The sequence below is a fragment of the Clostridium sp. Marseille-P2415 genome (assembly GCF_900155545.1).
Lineage (GTDB): Bacteria > Bacillota > Clostridia > Lachnospirales > Lachnospiraceae > Lacrimispora.
In genome coordinates this window covers 1,528,508-1,543,929 of record NZ_LT732526.1, presented here as the reverse complement: position 1 = coordinate 1,543,929, position 15,422 = coordinate 1,528,508, and the positions used below count along the sequence as shown (strand labels likewise).

Below are 15,422 nucleotides of genomic sequence, written 5' to 3'. Positions count from 1 at the left end.
TCATGTAAAGAAACTCCGCAAAAAACTTTATAAGATCAAAGCCGAAGAAGGAATTGAATTCGTCCATGGAATCGGAAAACGTAAAACACAGTTGCAGCGCTCAATTGAGCGACTAGAAGAATATCTGGATAAGCTGAAAGAATACACAAAGAAAATCTACCAATGCGGTAGTCGTAATAGTTATTCAAAAACGGATCCAGATGCAACCTTTATGCGAATGAAAGAAGATGCGATGCTGAATGGACAGCTGAAGCCAGGCTATAACCTTCAGCATGGTGTGGATTCGGAATACATCACATGGCTTACGATCGGGCCACAGCCAACAGATACCACAACACTGATCCCATTTCTGAAAGATATGGAAGAACATTTAAATTTCAAATATAAAAACATCGTAGCGGACTCTGGATATGAAAGCGAGGAGAATTACCTATATATTGAAGAAAATGAACAGGTTTCATTCATCAAGCCTGCAAACTATGAGATTTCCAAGACGCGAAAATATAAAACAGATATAAGCCGCAGAGAAAACATGGAATATAACACAGAAAACGACTGCTATACCTGCAAAGCCGGGAAAAAACTTGTTTTAACAGGTACGAAACAAGGGAAAAGCAAAACGGGTTATGTAATCAGAAAAAACATCTATACCTGTGAGGACTGCTATGATTGTCCGTACAAAAGGGAATGTATCAAAGGAAACAACAGTAAGATACCTTTTGAAGAACGAGTAAAACGGCTTGAAGTATCAAAGGTGTTCCAACAAAAACGAGCAGAAGATCTGGAACGTATTCTCTCTGATGAAGGCTGTCAGCTTCGAATGAACAGAAGCATCCAGGCTGAGGGTTCATTTGCTGATGTGAAAACAGATATGAATTTCCATCGCTATCTATGCAGAGGGAAAAACAATGTACTTGCGGAAAGCGTTCTTCTTGCAATGGCTCACAACGTGAATAAGCTGCACCATAAGATCCAAAGAGAATGTACAGGAACACATCTGTTTAACCTTAAAGAAAGCGCATAAATTTAAAAAACCTTAAATAGCAGACAACTAAAAGCCGCTGAACAATCAGAGGTATAGTAGTTGTCTGCTATTTTTCTTTGTTCGTAAATCCAGAATAAAAATGAACTCTAAAAGCACTCAAAAGAGCTGGGCACCAGCTGATTTTAATCAACTAGTGCGACAGCCCCGCTTCTTTTGCTGTTTATTGAAAAATGGAAGTAATGGGGCTCGAACCCATGACCTTTCGCGTGTGAGGCGAACGCTCATCCCGGCTGAGCTATACTTCCATTTCGTGGAGATAGCGAGACTCGAACTCGTGACCTATGCGTTGCGAACGCATCGCTCTCCCAGCTGAGCTATATCCCCATGCCTAAATTATAGCACGAAGATTCTGAATTACAAGTATTATTTGCACAAATAAAAAAATATTCCTGGCAATGGAACCGGACCTGATTTTTTATTTCTGCATTTTTTAAAGAATCACATTAGTCTGACGGCCCTCCAGCCATTTGGTGATGTTGTCAAACACAATTCTTGCACGGGTTTCCATGGATTCTGCCGAAGCAAAGGCTACATGAGGTGTGGCTATGGTATTTTTGCTGTTAAGCAGCGGATGGGCCGGGTCAAGAGGAGGCTCTGTTTCAAAAACGTCGATTCCGGCACCGGAAAGATAGCCGTTATTCAAAGCCTCGGCCAGGGCATGGGAATCCACCACAGGGCCCCGGGCTGCGTTGATTATGTAAGCGCCCTTTTTCATTTTAGCGATGGTATCCTTGTTTATTAAATGACGGGAATCTTCATTTAAAGGGCAATGGAGGCTGACAATATCGGAACGGGACAGCAGTTCATCAAGAGATACGAACTCGATAAAAGAGGGCTCGTTTCCTGTCGGGCGGCGTTTGTATCCCAAAACCCTGCAGCCAAAAGCAGAACAAAGCTCTGCAGTTCTTGTACCGATAGCGCCGGTGCCGATGATCCCCACTGTCTTTCCCATGAGTTCACAGCCCACAAGTCCGTCCTTGGTTTTTCCTTCCCTGCAGCGGGCTTCAACCTGCGGTACATTCCGGAGAAGAGAAAGCATCATGCAGATGGTCAGCTCTGCCACAGCCTGGGTGGAATAACCGGCCGCATTGCTGACATGGATTCCTCTCGATTTTGCAGTCTCCAGGTCTACGTGGTCAACGCCTGTAAAGGCTACATCAATGAATTTCAAGTTCTCACAAGCAGAGATCACCTGCCCGGATAAAGGCATATTGGCAATCATGATGACATCCGCCTTCCCGGCCCGTTTGATCTGTACATCAGGGTCCGTGTCTTTGGGATAAGCGGTAAAGCTGTGTCCTGCTTCGATCAATGGCTTTGCGCATTCATTCAGTATGCTGTCCGGGATTCCCAGGGATTCCAGCAGTACGATATTCATAAGAATCACTCCAATCATAGTATCATATTTCAGGGCCGCAGTGACTGCGGCCCTGCAAAATTCATTATACCACTGTTTGGAAGATTAAAAAAGGTGGGATTTATATTTCTATACCGATTCGATAGAGTTCAGTTTTCAAATAAACAAAACAGGAAGAATTCCTGCTCTGATTGTTAAAAAAATAACTTGATAAAGACAGCGTTTTCAGGATTTTATAATCTTCATAATTATTTTCAACCATAAAAATTAGTTAAAGTGCAAAAAAAAAACTATACAAAAATTCTATTGTTTATGATAAGTTATTTGTATTTTCCTTCAAGGGGAAAAAGCGTTAAAATAATAACTGGAAACAATGTTAAAAAAATCACTAACAAGGAGGAATAAAATGAGTCAAATCATTCAACATTTGGTAGAACGATCCAGAAAGGCACAGCAGATTTTGAGTACCTATGACCAGAAAAAAACAGACGAAATTGTAAAGATGTTTGGAAAGGTGATTTTCGAACATGCAGAGTCACTGGCAAAGCTGGCAGTGGAAGAAAGCAGAATGGGCGTTTATGAAGACAAGGTTGCCAAAAACAAAGCAAAATCCAGAATTATCTGGAATGCCTTAAAAGGCAGGAAATCCATAGGCATCATTGGAAGAGACGAAAAAGCAGGGTTAATTGAGGTGGCTAAGCCAATGGGAGTCATTGCAGCAGCCACACCCTGTACCAATCCGATTGTAACACCAATGTGCAATGCCATGTATGCGGTAAAATGTCAGAACAGTATTATTATTGCTCCTCATCCCCGCAGTAAGAAATGTGCCATGGCGGTAGCGGAATTATATTATAAAGAATTAGACCGGATGGGGGTGCCCAGAGATATATTCCTGGTAATTGAAGACCCCAGCATTGATCTGACCAATGAACTGATGGCTGCCTGCGATGCGGTGATCGCTACCGGCGGAATGGGAGTTGTAAAATCTGCTTATTCCAGCGGAAAACCCAGTTATGGTGTGGGACCGGGGAATGTCCAGGGGCTTATTGATGAGGGGATTGATTACAAGGCAGCGGCAGGCCGCATGATAGCCAGCCGTATCTTTGATAATGGGATTATCTGTTCCGGTACCCAGAGTATCATTGCTCCCGAAAAAGATTACGACACTGTTATAAAAGAGTTTGTTTCCCAGGGCGCTTATTATATGGATGACCAGACAGTGCTTAACAGACTGGCAGATGTGGTATTTCCAGACGGTGTGATTAACAAAAAGGTAGTCGGACAGTCGGTGCAGACGATTGCAAAACTAGCCGGGATCACTGTTCCGGAAACTACAAAGGTGCTGGTAGTAAAACCTGAAAAGTACGGTGCCGGTGTGGTTTGGAGTAAGGAAAAGATGTGTCCGGTCATGGCTGCATACAGCTATAAGACATGGGAGGAAGCAGTACAGATTGCGTATGAAAATCTGGTTTATGAAGGAGAAGGACACACGGCAGATATCCAGTCGGATAACCAGGAGCATATTGAATATGCAGGTGTGAAGCTGCCGGTAAGCCGTGTGGTAGTCAACCAGACCTGTTCCAGTATGGCAGGGGGAGCCTTTGCAAATTCTCTGAATCCTACCACAACCCTTGGCTGTGGAAGCTGGGGCAACAACGCGATCAGTGAAAATCTGTTCTACACCCATCTGATGAACAAAAGCCGGATTGCATTTATTAAGAAGGATTGGAAGCAGCCATCTGATGAAGAAATTTTTGCTTAGGAGGGCAGGGCATGAATGAAATTATCTTAAAGTCTCAGATTTCATATTTTAATACCTGTGCGGAATTTGCAAAAGAATTTGATCTGGGAAGTCAGGATCTGGTGTTGACGAATGAATACATATATCAGCCGTATTTCGGACATCTGGGTCTGAACGTTCCTGCCATTTTTCAGGAAGCATATGGCACAGGAGAACCTACGGACGTTATGGTGGATGCCATTTTAAAAACGGCGGATCAATATAACTGTAAAAGAATTATTGCGATTGGCGGAGGTACGGTCATTGATATTGCGAAAGTGCTGGCAGTATCAGCAGGAGATTCTCTGGATTCTCTTTATGCCAATCCGGAGAGTATAAAAAAGAAGCATGAACTGGTCATTCTGCCGACGACCTGCGGGACCGGAAGCGAGGTAACAAATATTTCCATTATCAACAGAACCAGGCTTGGTACAAAGGTAGGTCTTGTATCTCCCCATATGTATGCAGAGCATGCCGTACTGGTACCTGAGCTTTTAAAGGGGCTTCCATTTTCCGTATTTGCAACCAGTTCCATTGATGCGCTGGTCCATGCGGTAGAATCAAGCCTTTCTCCTAAGGCAACATCTTATACCAAGCTGTTTGGGTATCAGGCGATTGAGATGATTTTAAAAGGTTATCAGGCCATTGCAGCCAATGGAAAAGATGCCAGATTACCACTTATGAAGGACTTTTTAATTGCCAGCAATTATGCAGGAATCGCATTTGGAACCGCAGGCTGTGCTGCCGTCCACGCCACCAGCTATCCTTTGGGAGGGACCTATCATGTGGCTCATGGAGAAAGCAATTATGCGATGTTTACCGGTGTACTGAAAAATTATATGGAGATTCGTAAGGAGGGTGAGATTGCCGTTCTGAACCAGAAGCTGTCCGGATTGCTGGGCTGTGATGCCAATGTGGTTTATGACAAGCTGGATGAACTGTTAAGCACAATTATTCCCAAAAAACCGCTTCATGAATACGGTGTCAAGCCGGAGGATTTAAAGATTTTCACAAAGAGCGTTATGGAACAGCAGAGCAGACTGATGGCAAATAATTTTGTACCTTTCAATGCGGAGAGGGTTTTAAAAATTTATCAGGAACTATATTAATTTAGAATATATGCTTGTGCTCCAAATCAAAGAGATATATTAGGAGCGCAGCAAAAGGAGGAGAGGATCATGGCATTAATGACAGGGGAAGAATTTGTAGAAAGCATGCGTAACATGAAGCTGAATATTTATATGTTTGGGGAAAAGATAGAAAACCCAATAGACCATCCGATTCTAAGACCATCCCTTAATTCTGTAAAAGCTACATACGATCTGGCACAGATGCCGGAATATGAGGATTTGATGACGGTAACTCTGGATGACGGGCGTAAAATCAACCGGTTTGCTAACATTCACAGAAGCACCGATGATCTTATCAAAAAGGTTAAAATGCAGAGACTGTGCGGTCAGAAAACGGCTGCCTGTTTCCAGCGCTGTGTGGGAATGGATGCCTTTAACGCGGAGTGGTCCACCACTTATGAGATTGATCAGAAGTATGGGACTCATTATCATGATAATTTTAAAAAATATCTCCGCATGGTTCAGGATAAGGATTTAACCGTGGATGGAGCGATGACAGATCCGAAAGGTGACAGAGGATTGGCACCCCATGAACAGCCTGATCTGGATCTGTATTTAAGGGTAGTAGAACGCCGTGACGATGGAATCGTAGTAAGAGGAGCAAAGGCTCATCAGACCGGAATCATCAATTCTCAGGAAGTGATTGTTATGCCTACCGTTGCTATGGGACCGGATGACAAAGACTTTGCGGTATCCTTTGCAGTTCCCACCGATGCAGAAGGTATTACAATGATTATCGGAAGACAGTCCTGTGATACAAGGAAGCTGGAAGACTCTCAGATGGATGTTGGAAACAGTGAATTCGGCGGAGTGGAAGCTCTTGTGGTATTTGATGATGTATTTGTTCCCAATGACCGGATCTTTATGAACGGGGAATTTGAGTTTGCAGGGATGCTGGTTGAGCGCTTTGCAGGATACCACAGACAGTCCTATGGCGGCTGTAAAGTGGGCGTGGGGGATGTTTTAATTGGTGCAGCCGCGCTGGCAGCAGATTATAACGGAGTTCCGAAGGCTTCTCATATCAAAGACAAATTAATCGAAATGACCCATTTAAATGAAACTCTGTATTGCTGCGGGATTGCATGCTCTGCCGAGGGAACACCGACAGAATCAGGGAACTATATCATTGATCTTCTGCTTGCCAATGTATGCAAACAGAATGTCACCAGATTCCCATATGAAATCGCCCGTCTGGCAGAGGACATTGCCGGAGGTCTTATGGTAACGGCTCCTTCTGAAAAGGATTTAGACAATCCGGAGATCGGCGGCTATGTGAGGAAGTATTTAAAAGGAACCGAAGGGGTGTCTACGGAAAATCGTCTTAGAATCCTGCGTCTGATTGAGAATTTGACCCTGGGAACTGCAGCAGTAGGTTATCGGACAGAATCCATGCACGGTGCAGGTTCTCCGCAGGCACAGCGCATTATGATATCACGCCAGGGCAACATTGGAAGGAAGAAAGAACTTGCCAAAGCGATTGCAAAAATCAAAGAACAGGAATAAAGGTGAGGTTACATAAGTATGGACTGGAGAAAAATATATACATCAAAACTGAAAACCATGGAAGAGGCCGTTAAGACAATAAAATCCGGCGACCGCGTGGTAATTGGCCATGCGGTGGGGGAACCGGTTAAATTAGTTGATACAATGGTGGATTATGCGGTTAAAGCTGATTTACGGGAGATTGAAATTTTTCAGCAGGTGGATATGGGGCATTCCCTCTATGCCCAGCCGGGAATGGAAAAACATTTCAGAGAAAACAGCCTTTTTCTCGGGGCGAAAACCAGGGATTGTGTCAACAGCGGACGGGGAGATTTCACACCCTGCTACTTTTACCAGACGCCTGATTTCTACCGCAATATAAAACGGCCGGATGTGGTACTGGCAACTCTGTCCCTGCCGGATGAAGACGGTTACTGCAGCTTTGGTGTTTCCTGTGACTATACAAAACCGGCAGCAGAGGTGGAGGGTGCGAAACTGATTGCAGTCTTAAATCCCAATATGCCGCGTACCCTGGGAGACAGTTTTATCCATGTAAGCGAGATCGATGTGATTGTGGAAGATGATACGCCTTTACCGGAGCTGGGGCTTCCTAAAATCGGTGAGACAGAGATGGCGATAGGAGAACACATTGCCTCTTTGGTTAACAATGGGGACTGTTTGCAGCTTGGGATCGGGGCCATCCCGGATGCAGTTTTAAAATTTCTTGGGAATAAAAAGGATCTGGGCATTCATTCTGAGATGATTTCCGATGGTGTGATTGATCTGTATGAAAAGGGGGTTATCAACTGCCGGGTAAAGAATTTTAATCGGGATAAGATGGTGGTGTCATTCCTTATGGGAACGAAACGGCTGTATGATTTCGCAGACGACAATCCCGGCATTTATATGGCACCGGTGGATTATGTCAATCATCCGGTAATCATAGGAAAGAACGATCACCTGGTTTCCATCAATTCCTCCTTAGAAGTAAACCTTATGGGAGAGGCATGTTCCGAAGCAATCGGGTTAAAACAGTTTTCCGGGATCGGCGGTCAGGTGGACTTTATCCGGGGAGCTTCTTTCTCAAAAGGAGGACGGTCTATTCTGGCCTTTCCTTCAACAGCAAAAAAAGGCACGATTTCAAAAATTGTTCCCTATCTGACCAGGGGAGGTACCGTAACTGCCGGCAGGAATGATGTGAACTATATTGTAACAGAATATGGAATCGCTAAAATGAAGGGAAATACGCTCAGAGAACGGGCACGTCAGTTGGTTGGAATTGCTGCCCCTCAGTTCCGGGATGATCTTGCAGAAGAATTTGAGAGACGGTTTGCAGAAAAATATCAGGAGGTGTAAGCTTATGGACTGGAGAAAAACGTATGCTTCAAAGGTAACCTCCCCTCAGGAGGCAGTAAAAATAATCCGTTCCGGCGATACGGTGTTAATTGCCCATGCGGCAGCAGAACCGGATTTGCTTGTAAGTGCAATGGTGGATTATGTAGTGGAACAGGATTTAAGGGATATCCATATTGTCCAGCAGCATGATATGGGGATATGCAAATATTTTGAGCCGGGGCTGGAAAAGCATTTTAAATATTCCTCTCTGTTTATAGGAGCCAGAAGCAGAAGTTATATTGCAGAGGGAAAAGGAGATTTTGTACCTGTTTTCTTTCACCGGATTCCTGATTTCGTGACCAATACAGAACCGGCAGATGTATTTCTTGTAACTCTGTCCCAGCCGGATGAACATGGGTACTGCAGTTATGGGTTATCCTGCGATTTTGCAAAGGAAGTTGGAGAAAGACCGGAAACGAAGGTAATTGGAGTTGTAAACCCCAATATGCCGAGAGTCATGGGGGATAATTTTATTCATGTAAACAAACTGGAATCCATTGTTGAAAGTGAGGAACCCATTCATGAACACAGCCGTCCGGCAATCGGGGAAGTAGAGGAGAAAATCGGAGCCAATATTGCCGGTCTTGTGCGTGACGGAGACTGTCTGCAGCTTGGAATCGGTGCGATCCCAGATGCGGTTTTGAAGTTTTTGGGGGATAAAAAGGATCTGGGTATCCATTCCGAGATGATTTCCGATGGGATTATGGATCTGTATGAGACAGGCGCAATTACCGGAAAAAAGAAAAATATAGACAGAGGCAGGATGGTAATTACATTCATGATGGGTACCAGAGAACTGTATGATTTTGTAAATGATAATCCAGCCATATGTATGATGCCTGTAAGCTATGTAAATGATCCGTTTGTCATAAGTCAGAATGACAATGTGGTATCCATTAATTCGGCTTTGCAGATTGATCTGATGGGGCAGGTCTGCGCGGAGTCGATCGGACTGAAGCAATACTCTGCAGTCGGGGGACAGATGGATTTTATCAGAGGTGCTTCCGCATCGAAAGGAGGAAGATCGGTCATCGCATTTGGATCTGCCACCAAGGGAGGAACCATATCAAAGATCGTCCCTTTTCTGACGGAAGGAGCTGCTGTGACCACAAGTAGAAATGACGTGGATTATATTGTAACTGAATATGGAATCGCCCATTTAAAGGGGAAATCCCTGAGGGAACGGGGGAGAGAACTGATAAAAATTGCCGCACCGCAATTCCGCGACGGACTGACAGAAGAATTTGAGAAACGTTTCAGGGAAGCATTTTAACTGCGAATCTAAGGGGGAATTATATGGACATAACAATGGTATCAAATTTATTGGAAACGCTTATGATTGTCGGATTTGGGCTGTCCTGGCCGTTTTCAATCTATAAGTCTTATGTATCGAGAACTGCAAAAGGAAAGAGTCTGCATTTTGAGTTTTTTATATGGCTGGGGTATATTTTTGGGATCGCCAGAAAATATATTTTGTATTATTATGCACATTCTGCCTATGACTGGCTGTTCTTTCTGTCCTGGTTTTTCTATTTTTTGAATTTTGTTGAAATTACATACGATATGTGGCTTTATAAAAGAAATGTAAAATTGGATAAAGAAAGAGATGGAGGTATGAAAAATTACCATGTTACAGACCCGGAATCCTGATTTCGGGTCAGAATAACATGGCTGTTTTGATATAAACAGGGATTATAACTGATGCCCAAGTATCTTATGTGCCATGTCAAGCAGTTCCGGATTTATTTCTTCCACCAGAACAACATCTTTTACGGTGGGGAAAGCGGTCTGGATCTCATACGTGATCAGTTCCTCATTTGTACTGTGGGCAGCAGGGCATCCGGAACATTTACCGGTTAGTCTTACTTTCAGGATCTGGTGTTCCAGACTTTGTATCGTTACATCCCCTCCATGCTCTTTCAGAATCGGACGCACCTTTTCATCAAGTATTGCTTCTATTTGTTTCACCGTAGTTTCCATATGAAACCTCCTTTGCATAGTAGTTTATCAGTGCGTTGGACGTTTGTCAATTATGACAGTGATATAAATATCTTATGGATGCAGATAAAAATTAAGAGAAGGAAGTAATGGTATGACTGCTAATTTCGAACATTATAAAGTTTTCTATTATGTGGCTAAATATAAGAATTTCACCAGAGCAGCCAATGCTTTGGTAACCAGCCAGCCATCGGTAACTTATTGCATGCAGAATCTTGAAAACCTGTTGGGCTGTAAGCTTTTTATCCGTTCCAGAAAAGGAGTCAAGCTAACAGAAGAAGGGGAATTGCTTTATGGCTATGTTGCTCCTGCATGCAGACAACTGCTTCAGGGGGAAGAAAAACTGGGGGAACTTCTGGGAGCGCAGCATGAGTACATAAATGTAGGAGCCACACAGATCGCCATGTTATCTTATCTGGTGGCAAGGCTGAATTTATTTCAGGAACAATATCCAAAGGTAGAACTTAATATTTTCAATTATAATACACATCAGACATTAAATGAGTTAAAAGCCGGAAAGATTGATTTGGCCATTATAACAACACCTTTTGAAGAGGAACAGACATTAAAGGTGGTCAGAGTTAAGCCCTTTAACAGCTTATTAGTGGGGGGAATTAAGTATAAGGAGTATGGGTCCGGCACTGCGTACTTATCAGAACTGTCAAAACTTCCGCTGATCACCATGTCCAGTTCCACAAGCACGTTTTCCTTTTTACGGGAATTTTACCGATCCTGCGGGCTGACCATGCAGCCTGCGATTAAAGTAGCGACTATGGATCTGATTCTTCCAATTATAACAAAAAATCTTGGCATTGGTTTTGTCCCGGAAGAGTTTGCCCGTCCTTTTATTGATCAGGGAGAGATTGTTGAGATAAAGCTGCATGAACCAATTCCGAAGCGCGATATCTGTATCGTAAGCGACACCAACCGGCCTTTGAATCCGGTTGCCAAAAAACTTCAATATATGCTGGAATGTCAGGAATAGCAGGAGGATTGAATGGTAATAGGAATCAAGTATTGCGGTGGCTGTAATCCGGTATATGACAGAGTCAGACGGGTGAGAAGATTTATAGAAGAGAATTCTCTTTATGAATACGTGGGGATATCTGCAAATCAACCGTGTGATTACTGGCTGGTAGTATGTGGATGCATCCGGAGATGTGCCAGATCAGTCCTGGTACGGTGTTTGGATCAGATACCGAAAAATGAAGCAGGAAAGCCCCTTTATACGGAACTGGATTCCCAAACGGGCACAAAGGGATAAGTGGTTTGTAACAATACATATGACCTTAACATAAAATGACAATATGAATTCCCCTTTTATAGAGAGGCAATGCCCATGTTTTCAAGCATTGGGTTTATAAAACAATCTCTGGGTTTCCATCAATAAATACAATGAGGTGGTTAAAATGCCAAACGAATTACACAGACATAGCTATAGTGGAAGTACAACGTTTGACAGCGGACATTTTCATGAATATTCAGGAATGACAAGCTCCGACCCTGATAGCGTAGGCCATATCCATTATATGGAAGGAACTACATCTTTTAATGATAGTCATGTCCATAATTACAGGATCGCAACAAGTCCTGCAATTTACGTTGATGGCGGTCATTATCACTATTACAGCGGTATTACCAGTGCAGCATTCATACCTGATATGCATATTCATTCATTCGCCGGATATACGTCAATTTACAATGGATGAGGTATCTTCTTCAGCGGTAAACTTTATAAGTCTGGGCTGCCTTTTTTGGGGAAGGCAGCCCTTTGCCTTGTTCATGGCCGGCCAGTATTGGTTGGCTGACATGTCATTTTATATTTTAGTGGTCCATGATTTTGGATTCCTCTACTGTGCTGTTAATAGGATGGCCATCCGTTACTGAAATACAGATCACTGATTAATAAGGTAGGAGCTCCATTATTATCTGCATCATATGCATGGCGTGCAATTACATAGTTATTTCCGTTCTTATATACATCCTGTCCGCCCGGACCCTTCCACTTGGAATTACCGGAATCTAAGATGGTGCCTCCTCCGTCTGCCATGCTCGTACCGTTCTTATCCTTAAATGGTCCGGTAATACTGGTGGAACGGCCATATATGATCTTATAAGTACTATTTACGCCCTGGCAGCAGACGCCGATGGAGGCGAAGAGATAATAATATCCGTCCTTGTAAATCATGGAGCCTCCCTCAATACCTCCGGATTTATAAGCAATGGAGTAAATGGTACCGGTCGGTTTCATTGTGGACGTATTCAGCTTTACAATATGCAGACCGTCAAACCAGGATCCAAATATAAGCCAGGGGCTCCCATTGGCGTCAATTACCATATTCGGATCGATAGCATTGTATGCATTGGTACCGGATTTTGAGGAGATAACCATTCCGTCATCCCTCCAGTCACCAGTCAAAATACTGGAGCAGGAGGTAAGTCCGATGGCTGAATTATTCTTTCCGAATTCCGATACGCAGTAGTACATGTAATACCGTCCATTATAATACTCTATATCCGGGGCCCATACATCATTTGTTCCCATCTTGGGAGCATAGTTCCTCCACCAGGGCAGCTCCGATGCAAAAATCTGCACTCCATTATGCCACGCCAACCCATCTGAGGAGTATTTCATTGCCAGACCCGTACCGGTACAAGGTGACCACCAGAGATTCCCCTCTTTAATTAGTGTGGGATCGTGAGAACCCACGTCCCCGGTAAGGTCCCAGAAAGCAGCCTGAACCGGTATTGTGCTTATCAGGGATACAAGCACGGATACAGCAATTGTTCGCAATAACATCTTCAATTTCAATATTGATCTCATCCTTTGCGCCTCCTTTAATCAGTTTTATTTAATTATATAATGTAATATAAATATATACTTAAATATATGCTTTTGTGACAATACCCTCACATAAGTGGATTTAGATTCTGCAGATTATACGGTTACGGTTGACTTAGTTAATCCGACAGAGGAAGCTTTGAATGTTAATCTGGAAGCAGAAGACATCACAAAATGCAGTGATATCACTGTAGCGCCCGGAAAAACATCAAAGCAGACGTTTACTGCATGTTTGGTAGACGGTCAACTTAACTTGAAATTTTTGGCAGCGAGTTCTGCTGTACAGGAATATATGTATCGTTTCTGGGCTGTCCCCCCTTACATTTGATACTGTTTTATTCGGCATATAGTTTTCTTCTATTTTCCCCTCTCCATTAACTTTTCAGTCCATATTTCCAACAAAGTATTTACATCATCAGAAAATTCACGTTCTGTTTGTGTTTCCTTCTTTTGTATTTCCTCCAGTATTTCAAAGGAAAAAGCAGACGCACCAAACTGATTCCATGCTTCAATCATACATGTTTCAGGGCAGAAATCAGTTGATACAGAAAATGCAAAACGATTCTGAGAACCCTGCATATCTGTTGTTGCCCGAATCCAGAGATTAATATTGCCATTACATTTAATACAGTACACTCCACCAATGAGTACTCTGTTTTTATATTGCTCTTTCAGGGCTTTTTTTGTAAGTTTTTCCATTTATTTTTCACCATCCATCTAAAAAATTATATTCTTAAATTCATAATACTTCAGACCCGATTCACACTCCCATTTTGAAATGACTTTATCGTTTTCTATGGTTTACTCCCCACGAAATAATTGTAGCTTTTGGTTATAGGTTTTTCAATAAACGCTCCGTAGAGTTATCAATCTATGCATTTATTCAGCCATTCGTCTGCAAGGACTGTCTGTCTCGGAATGAATGGAATATTATCAATTAAGATCTGGACAAAAGAATACAGGACCGCAGCAGATACGGTCCTGTAAATGAGATTACATCACTGGTGGCAGGATTAATTAAGGCGGAATTATTTTGCTGCCTTTTCCGAATAAACAGTGGTCACAAGAGTTTCATAAGGAACCCGTTCCTTTAATTGTCCGGATTCCTCCAGAATGTTTTCCAGAAGCTCAAAGCTGTCTTTCTGGAACACGGTATCCTTCTTCCAGGTATCCTGATCCTTATAACGTTCAATGATCGTTGCTATGGTATCTGCATCGGTTTCTTTAAACTGAGGCCGGATCACTTTAGCGATTTCTTCAGAAGAATGGGAATTCACGTATTCCAGGCCTCTCTGAATGGCGTTGGTAAATTTCTGAATCGTTTCCGGATTTTTTTCCAGATAGCTTTTTTTGGCACTGTAGGCAGTGTAAGGTACATAGCCGGAATCAACCCCCAGGGAAGCGACCACATATCCGCTGCCTTCTTTTTCCAGCCCTGTGGCAAATGGCTCAAACTCTACGGTATAGTCTGCATCATTGCTGGTAAAAGCGGCGGCAGTCAGACCGAAGCTGATGCTCTGGTCAATGGTCAAATCCGTGGCAGGGTCGATGCCATTCTTTTTTAGGATGTACTCGAATACCATTTCCGGCATACCGCCCGCTCTTCCGCCGAGAACCTTTTTTCCTTTTATGTCCGTCCATTTAAAACCAGGCTGGCCGCTTCTTCCTACAAGAAAGTTTCCGGCGCGCTGGGTCAGCTGGGCGAAGTTAACGGCATAATCCTCAGAACCGTTGGCGTAAGTATAGATGCTGGCCTCAGAACCCATAAATCCGATATCCGCATCACCTGAAATCAAAGCAGTCATTACCTTGTCGGCTCCGGCTCCATTGACCAGGGTCAAGTCAATGCCTTCCTCCTTAAAATATCCCAGTTCAATGGCTGCATATTGAGGAGCATAGAAGATCGAATGGGCAACTTCATTTAAGGTGACCTTTGTTAAATCGGATGCATTTGCTTTTGAACCGCAAGAAGTCAAACTAAGTAAAGCAGCTCCGGTAAGCATGGCCGCCAGAAGAATGTGATAGGCTTTTCTCATAAAATCCTCCTTTGGGAAACCTTAATACTACATTTTATTATGAGAATATGAGAACGTACTTTGTCTTAAAAAATTTTATAATTCCATGGTTACGGCAGATACATGGAAGAAGAGCGGTTTTATCTGTTTTCTGGCTGTGGTTCTGCAGCCTGTCAGGGAGATGGCCAGCATGGATGCCGCTAGGAGTAAGGCAATTGTCTTTTTCATATCATTCTCCCTTTATTCGTTCCTCCTAGTGCATTGTATGAAAGCTGACAAGTGCCGGTTCCGGTCATTTTTATATTTGTATATTTTAACATGGAATAAGAAGAGAAATTATGTTATACTGCTATAGTAAAATTTACAAAAGCAGGA

16 protein-coding genes and 2 tRNA genes are annotated in these 15,422 nt (G+C 43.0%); 10 read left to right on the top strand and 8 right to left on the bottom strand.

All coding sequences use genetic code 11. The features are described 5' to 3' along the window. On the top strand, nt 1-1,024 hold a 1,024-nt coding region (locus tag BQ9856_RS12055), incomplete at its 5' end, for a transposase (RefSeq protein ID WP_139348654.1). A 192-nt stretch (nt 1,025-1,216) separates the two neighbouring features. Here the strand turns inward: BQ9856_RS12055 and BQ9856_RS12050 are convergent. The 3 genes from BQ9856_RS12050 to BQ9856_RS12040 all read right to left on the bottom strand — a co-directional run bounded on the left by BQ9856_RS12050 (nt 1,217) and on the right by BQ9856_RS12040 (nt 2,423). After that, nucleotides 1,217-1,290 (bottom strand) — tRNA-Val (locus BQ9856_RS12050). A gap of 6 nt (nt 1,291-1,296) precedes the next feature. After that, nucleotides 1,297-1,369 (bottom strand) — tRNA-Ala (locus BQ9856_RS12045). Between the two features lie 106 nt (nt 1,370-1,475). Beyond that, nucleotides 1,476-2,423 carry a 2-hydroxyacid dehydrogenase gene (locus BQ9856_RS12040; RefSeq protein WP_077611254.1) on the bottom strand — a complete coding sequence of 316 codons (948 nt, stop codon included), beginning with the start codon at nt 2,421-2,423 and terminating at the stop codon, nt 1,476-1,478. 385 nt (nt 2,424-2,808) lie between these two features. Here BQ9856_RS12040 and BQ9856_RS12035 point away from each other — a divergent pair, with 385 nt between their 5' ends. The 6 genes from BQ9856_RS12035 (at nt 2,809) to BQ9856_RS12010 (ending at nt 9,842) form a co-directional block, all read left to right on the top strand. Beyond that, nucleotides 2,809-4,167: an aldehyde dehydrogenase family protein gene (locus tag BQ9856_RS12035; RefSeq protein WP_077611253.1), complete on the top strand. Its 1,359-nt coding sequence runs from the start codon at nt 2,809-2,811 to the stop codon at nt 4,165-4,167. An 11-nt stretch (nt 4,168-4,178) separates the two neighbouring features. Then, nucleotides 4,179-5,294, top strand: a complete 1,116-nt coding sequence (locus BQ9856_RS12030; protein WP_077611252.1) for a 4-hydroxybutyrate dehydrogenase — start codon at nt 4,179-4,181, stop codon at nt 5,292-5,294. A 69-nt stretch (nt 5,295-5,363) separates the two neighbouring features. Beyond that, nucleotides 5,364-6,818 carry a 4-hydroxyphenylacetate 3-hydroxylase family protein gene (locus BQ9856_RS12025; protein WP_077611251.1) on the top strand — a complete coding sequence of 485 codons (1,455 nt, stop codon included), beginning with the start codon at nt 5,364-5,366 and terminating at the stop codon, nt 6,816-6,818. Between the two features lie 18 nt (nt 6,819-6,836). Next, complete coding sequence (locus BQ9856_RS12020; RefSeq protein WP_077611250.1) at nt 6,837-8,153, top strand: acetyl-CoA hydrolase/transferase family protein; 1,317 nt, start codon at nt 6,837-6,839, stop codon at nt 8,151-8,153. A 4-nt stretch (nt 8,154-8,157) separates the two neighbouring features. Beyond that, nucleotides 8,158-9,465 carry an acetyl-CoA hydrolase/transferase family protein gene (locus BQ9856_RS12015; RefSeq protein ID WP_077611249.1) on the top strand — a complete coding sequence of 436 codons (1,308 nt, stop codon included), beginning with the start codon at nt 8,158-8,160 and terminating at the stop codon, nt 9,463-9,465. A gap of 23 nt (nt 9,466-9,488) precedes the next feature. Beyond that, on the top strand, nt 9,489-9,842 hold the full coding sequence (locus BQ9856_RS12010; protein ID WP_235839197.1) for a hypothetical protein: 354 nt from the start codon (nt 9,489-9,491) through the stop codon (nt 9,840-9,842). Nucleotides 9,843-9,884: 42 nt separating this feature from the next. On the opposite strand, the gene BQ9856_RS12005 is transcribed toward BQ9856_RS12010, so the two are convergent. After that, nucleotides 9,885-10,172: a NifU family protein gene (locus BQ9856_RS12005; RefSeq protein ID WP_077611248.1), complete on the bottom strand. Its 288-nt coding sequence runs from the start codon at nt 10,170-10,172 to the stop codon at nt 9,885-9,887. Between the two features lie 112 nt (nt 10,173-10,284). Here BQ9856_RS12005 and BQ9856_RS12000 point away from each other — a divergent pair, with 112 nt between their 5' ends. The 3 genes from BQ9856_RS12000 to BQ9856_RS11990 all read left to right on the top strand — a co-directional run bounded on the left by BQ9856_RS12000 (nt 10,285) and on the right by BQ9856_RS11990 (nt 11,899). Further along, nucleotides 10,285-11,175 (top strand): LysR family transcriptional regulator, encoded by an 891-nt coding sequence (locus BQ9856_RS12000; RefSeq protein ID WP_077611247.1) that lies wholly within the window; start codon nt 10,285-10,287, stop codon nt 11,173-11,175. A 12-nt stretch (nt 11,176-11,187) separates the two neighbouring features. Beyond that, the gene (locus BQ9856_RS11995) at nt 11,188-11,454 is read left to right on the top strand and encodes a hypothetical protein (protein ID WP_077611246.1); all 267 of its coding nucleotides are present in this window, start codon (nt 11,188-11,190) and stop codon (nt 11,452-11,454) included. Nucleotides 11,455-11,599: 145 nt separating this feature from the next. After that, the gene (locus BQ9856_RS11990) at nt 11,600-11,899 is read left to right on the top strand and encodes a YmaF family protein (protein WP_077611245.1); all 300 of its coding nucleotides are present in this window, start codon (nt 11,600-11,602) and stop codon (nt 11,897-11,899) included. Nucleotides 11,900-12,051: 152 nt separating this feature from the next. On the opposite strand, the gene BQ9856_RS11985 is transcribed toward BQ9856_RS11990, so the two are convergent. The 4 genes from BQ9856_RS11985 to BQ9856_RS25460 all read right to left on the bottom strand — a co-directional run bounded on the left by BQ9856_RS11985 (nt 12,052) and on the right by BQ9856_RS25460 (nt 15,275). Next, entirely contained in the window at nt 12,052-13,014 is a 963-nt protein-coding gene (locus BQ9856_RS11985; protein WP_077611244.1) for a glycoside hydrolase family 43 protein, read from the bottom strand. A gap of 375 nt (nt 13,015-13,389) precedes the next feature. Continuing rightward, the gene (locus tag BQ9856_RS11980) at nt 13,390-13,731 is read right to left on the bottom strand and encodes a GIY-YIG nuclease family protein (protein WP_077611243.1); all 342 of its coding nucleotides are present in this window, start codon (nt 13,729-13,731) and stop codon (nt 13,390-13,392) included. 329 nt (nt 13,732-14,060) lie between these two features. Beyond that, the gene (locus BQ9856_RS11975) at nt 14,061-15,068 is read right to left on the bottom strand and encodes an ABC transporter substrate-binding protein (RefSeq protein WP_077611242.1); all 1,008 of its coding nucleotides are present in this window, start codon (nt 15,066-15,068) and stop codon (nt 14,061-14,063) included. Nucleotides 15,069-15,143: 75 nt separating this feature from the next. Beyond that, on the bottom strand, nt 15,144-15,275 hold the full coding sequence (locus BQ9856_RS25460; protein WP_268875591.1) for a hypothetical protein: 132 nt from the start codon (nt 15,273-15,275) through the stop codon (nt 15,144-15,146). Nucleotides 15,276-15,422 lie beyond the last annotated feature (147 nt).

Bases quoted from the DNA above. Each gene is read 5' to 3' on its own strand.
- BQ9856_RS11980 (WP_077611243.1), bottom strand. From the start codon at position 13,731: ATGGAAAAACTTACAAAAAAAGCCCTGAAAGAGCAATATAAAAACAGA.
- BQ9856_RS11990 (WP_077611245.1), top strand. From the start codon at position 11,600: ATGCCAAACGAATTACACAGACATAGCTATAGTGGAAGTACAACGTTT.
- BQ9856_RS12035 (WP_077611253.1), top strand. From the start codon at position 2,809: ATGAGTCAAATCATTCAACATTTGGTAGAACGATCCAGAAAGGCACAG.
- BQ9856_RS11975 (WP_077611242.1), bottom strand. From the start codon at position 15,068: ATGAGAAAAGCCTATCACATTCTTCTGGCGGCCATGCTTACCGGAGCT.
- BQ9856_RS12025 (WP_077611251.1), top strand. From the start codon at position 5,364: ATGGCATTAATGACAGGGGAAGAATTTGTAGAAAGCATGCGTAACATG.
- BQ9856_RS11995 (WP_077611246.1), top strand. From the start codon at position 11,188: ATGGTAATAGGAATCAAGTATTGCGGTGGCTGTAATCCGGTATATGAC.
- BQ9856_RS12020 (WP_077611250.1), top strand. From the start codon at position 6,837: ATGGACTGGAGAAAAATATATACATCAAAACTGAAAACCATGGAAGAG.
- BQ9856_RS12015 (WP_077611249.1), top strand. From the start codon at position 8,158: ATGGACTGGAGAAAAACGTATGCTTCAAAGGTAACCTCCCCTCAGGAG.
- BQ9856_RS12010 (WP_235839197.1), top strand. From the start codon at position 9,489: ATGGACATAACAATGGTATCAAATTTATTGGAAACGCTTATGATTGTC.
- BQ9856_RS25460 (WP_268875591.1), bottom strand. From the start codon at position 15,275: ATGAAAAAGACAATTGCCTTACTCCTAGCGGCATCCATGCTGGCCATC.
- BQ9856_RS11985 (WP_077611244.1), bottom strand. From the start codon at position 13,014: ATGAGATCAATATTGAAATTGAAGATGTTATTGCGAACAATTGCTGTA.
- BQ9856_RS12030 (WP_077611252.1), top strand. From the start codon at position 4,179: ATGAATGAAATTATCTTAAAGTCTCAGATTTCATATTTTAATACCTGT.
- BQ9856_RS12040 (WP_077611254.1), bottom strand. From the start codon at position 2,423: ATGAATATCGTACTGCTGGAATCCCTGGGAATCCCGGACAGCATACTG.
- BQ9856_RS12005 (WP_077611248.1), bottom strand. From the start codon at position 10,172: ATGGAAACTACGGTGAAACAAATAGAAGCAATACTTGATGAAAAGGTG.
- BQ9856_RS12000 (WP_077611247.1), top strand. From the start codon at position 10,285: ATGACTGCTAATTTCGAACATTATAAAGTTTTCTATTATGTGGCTAAA.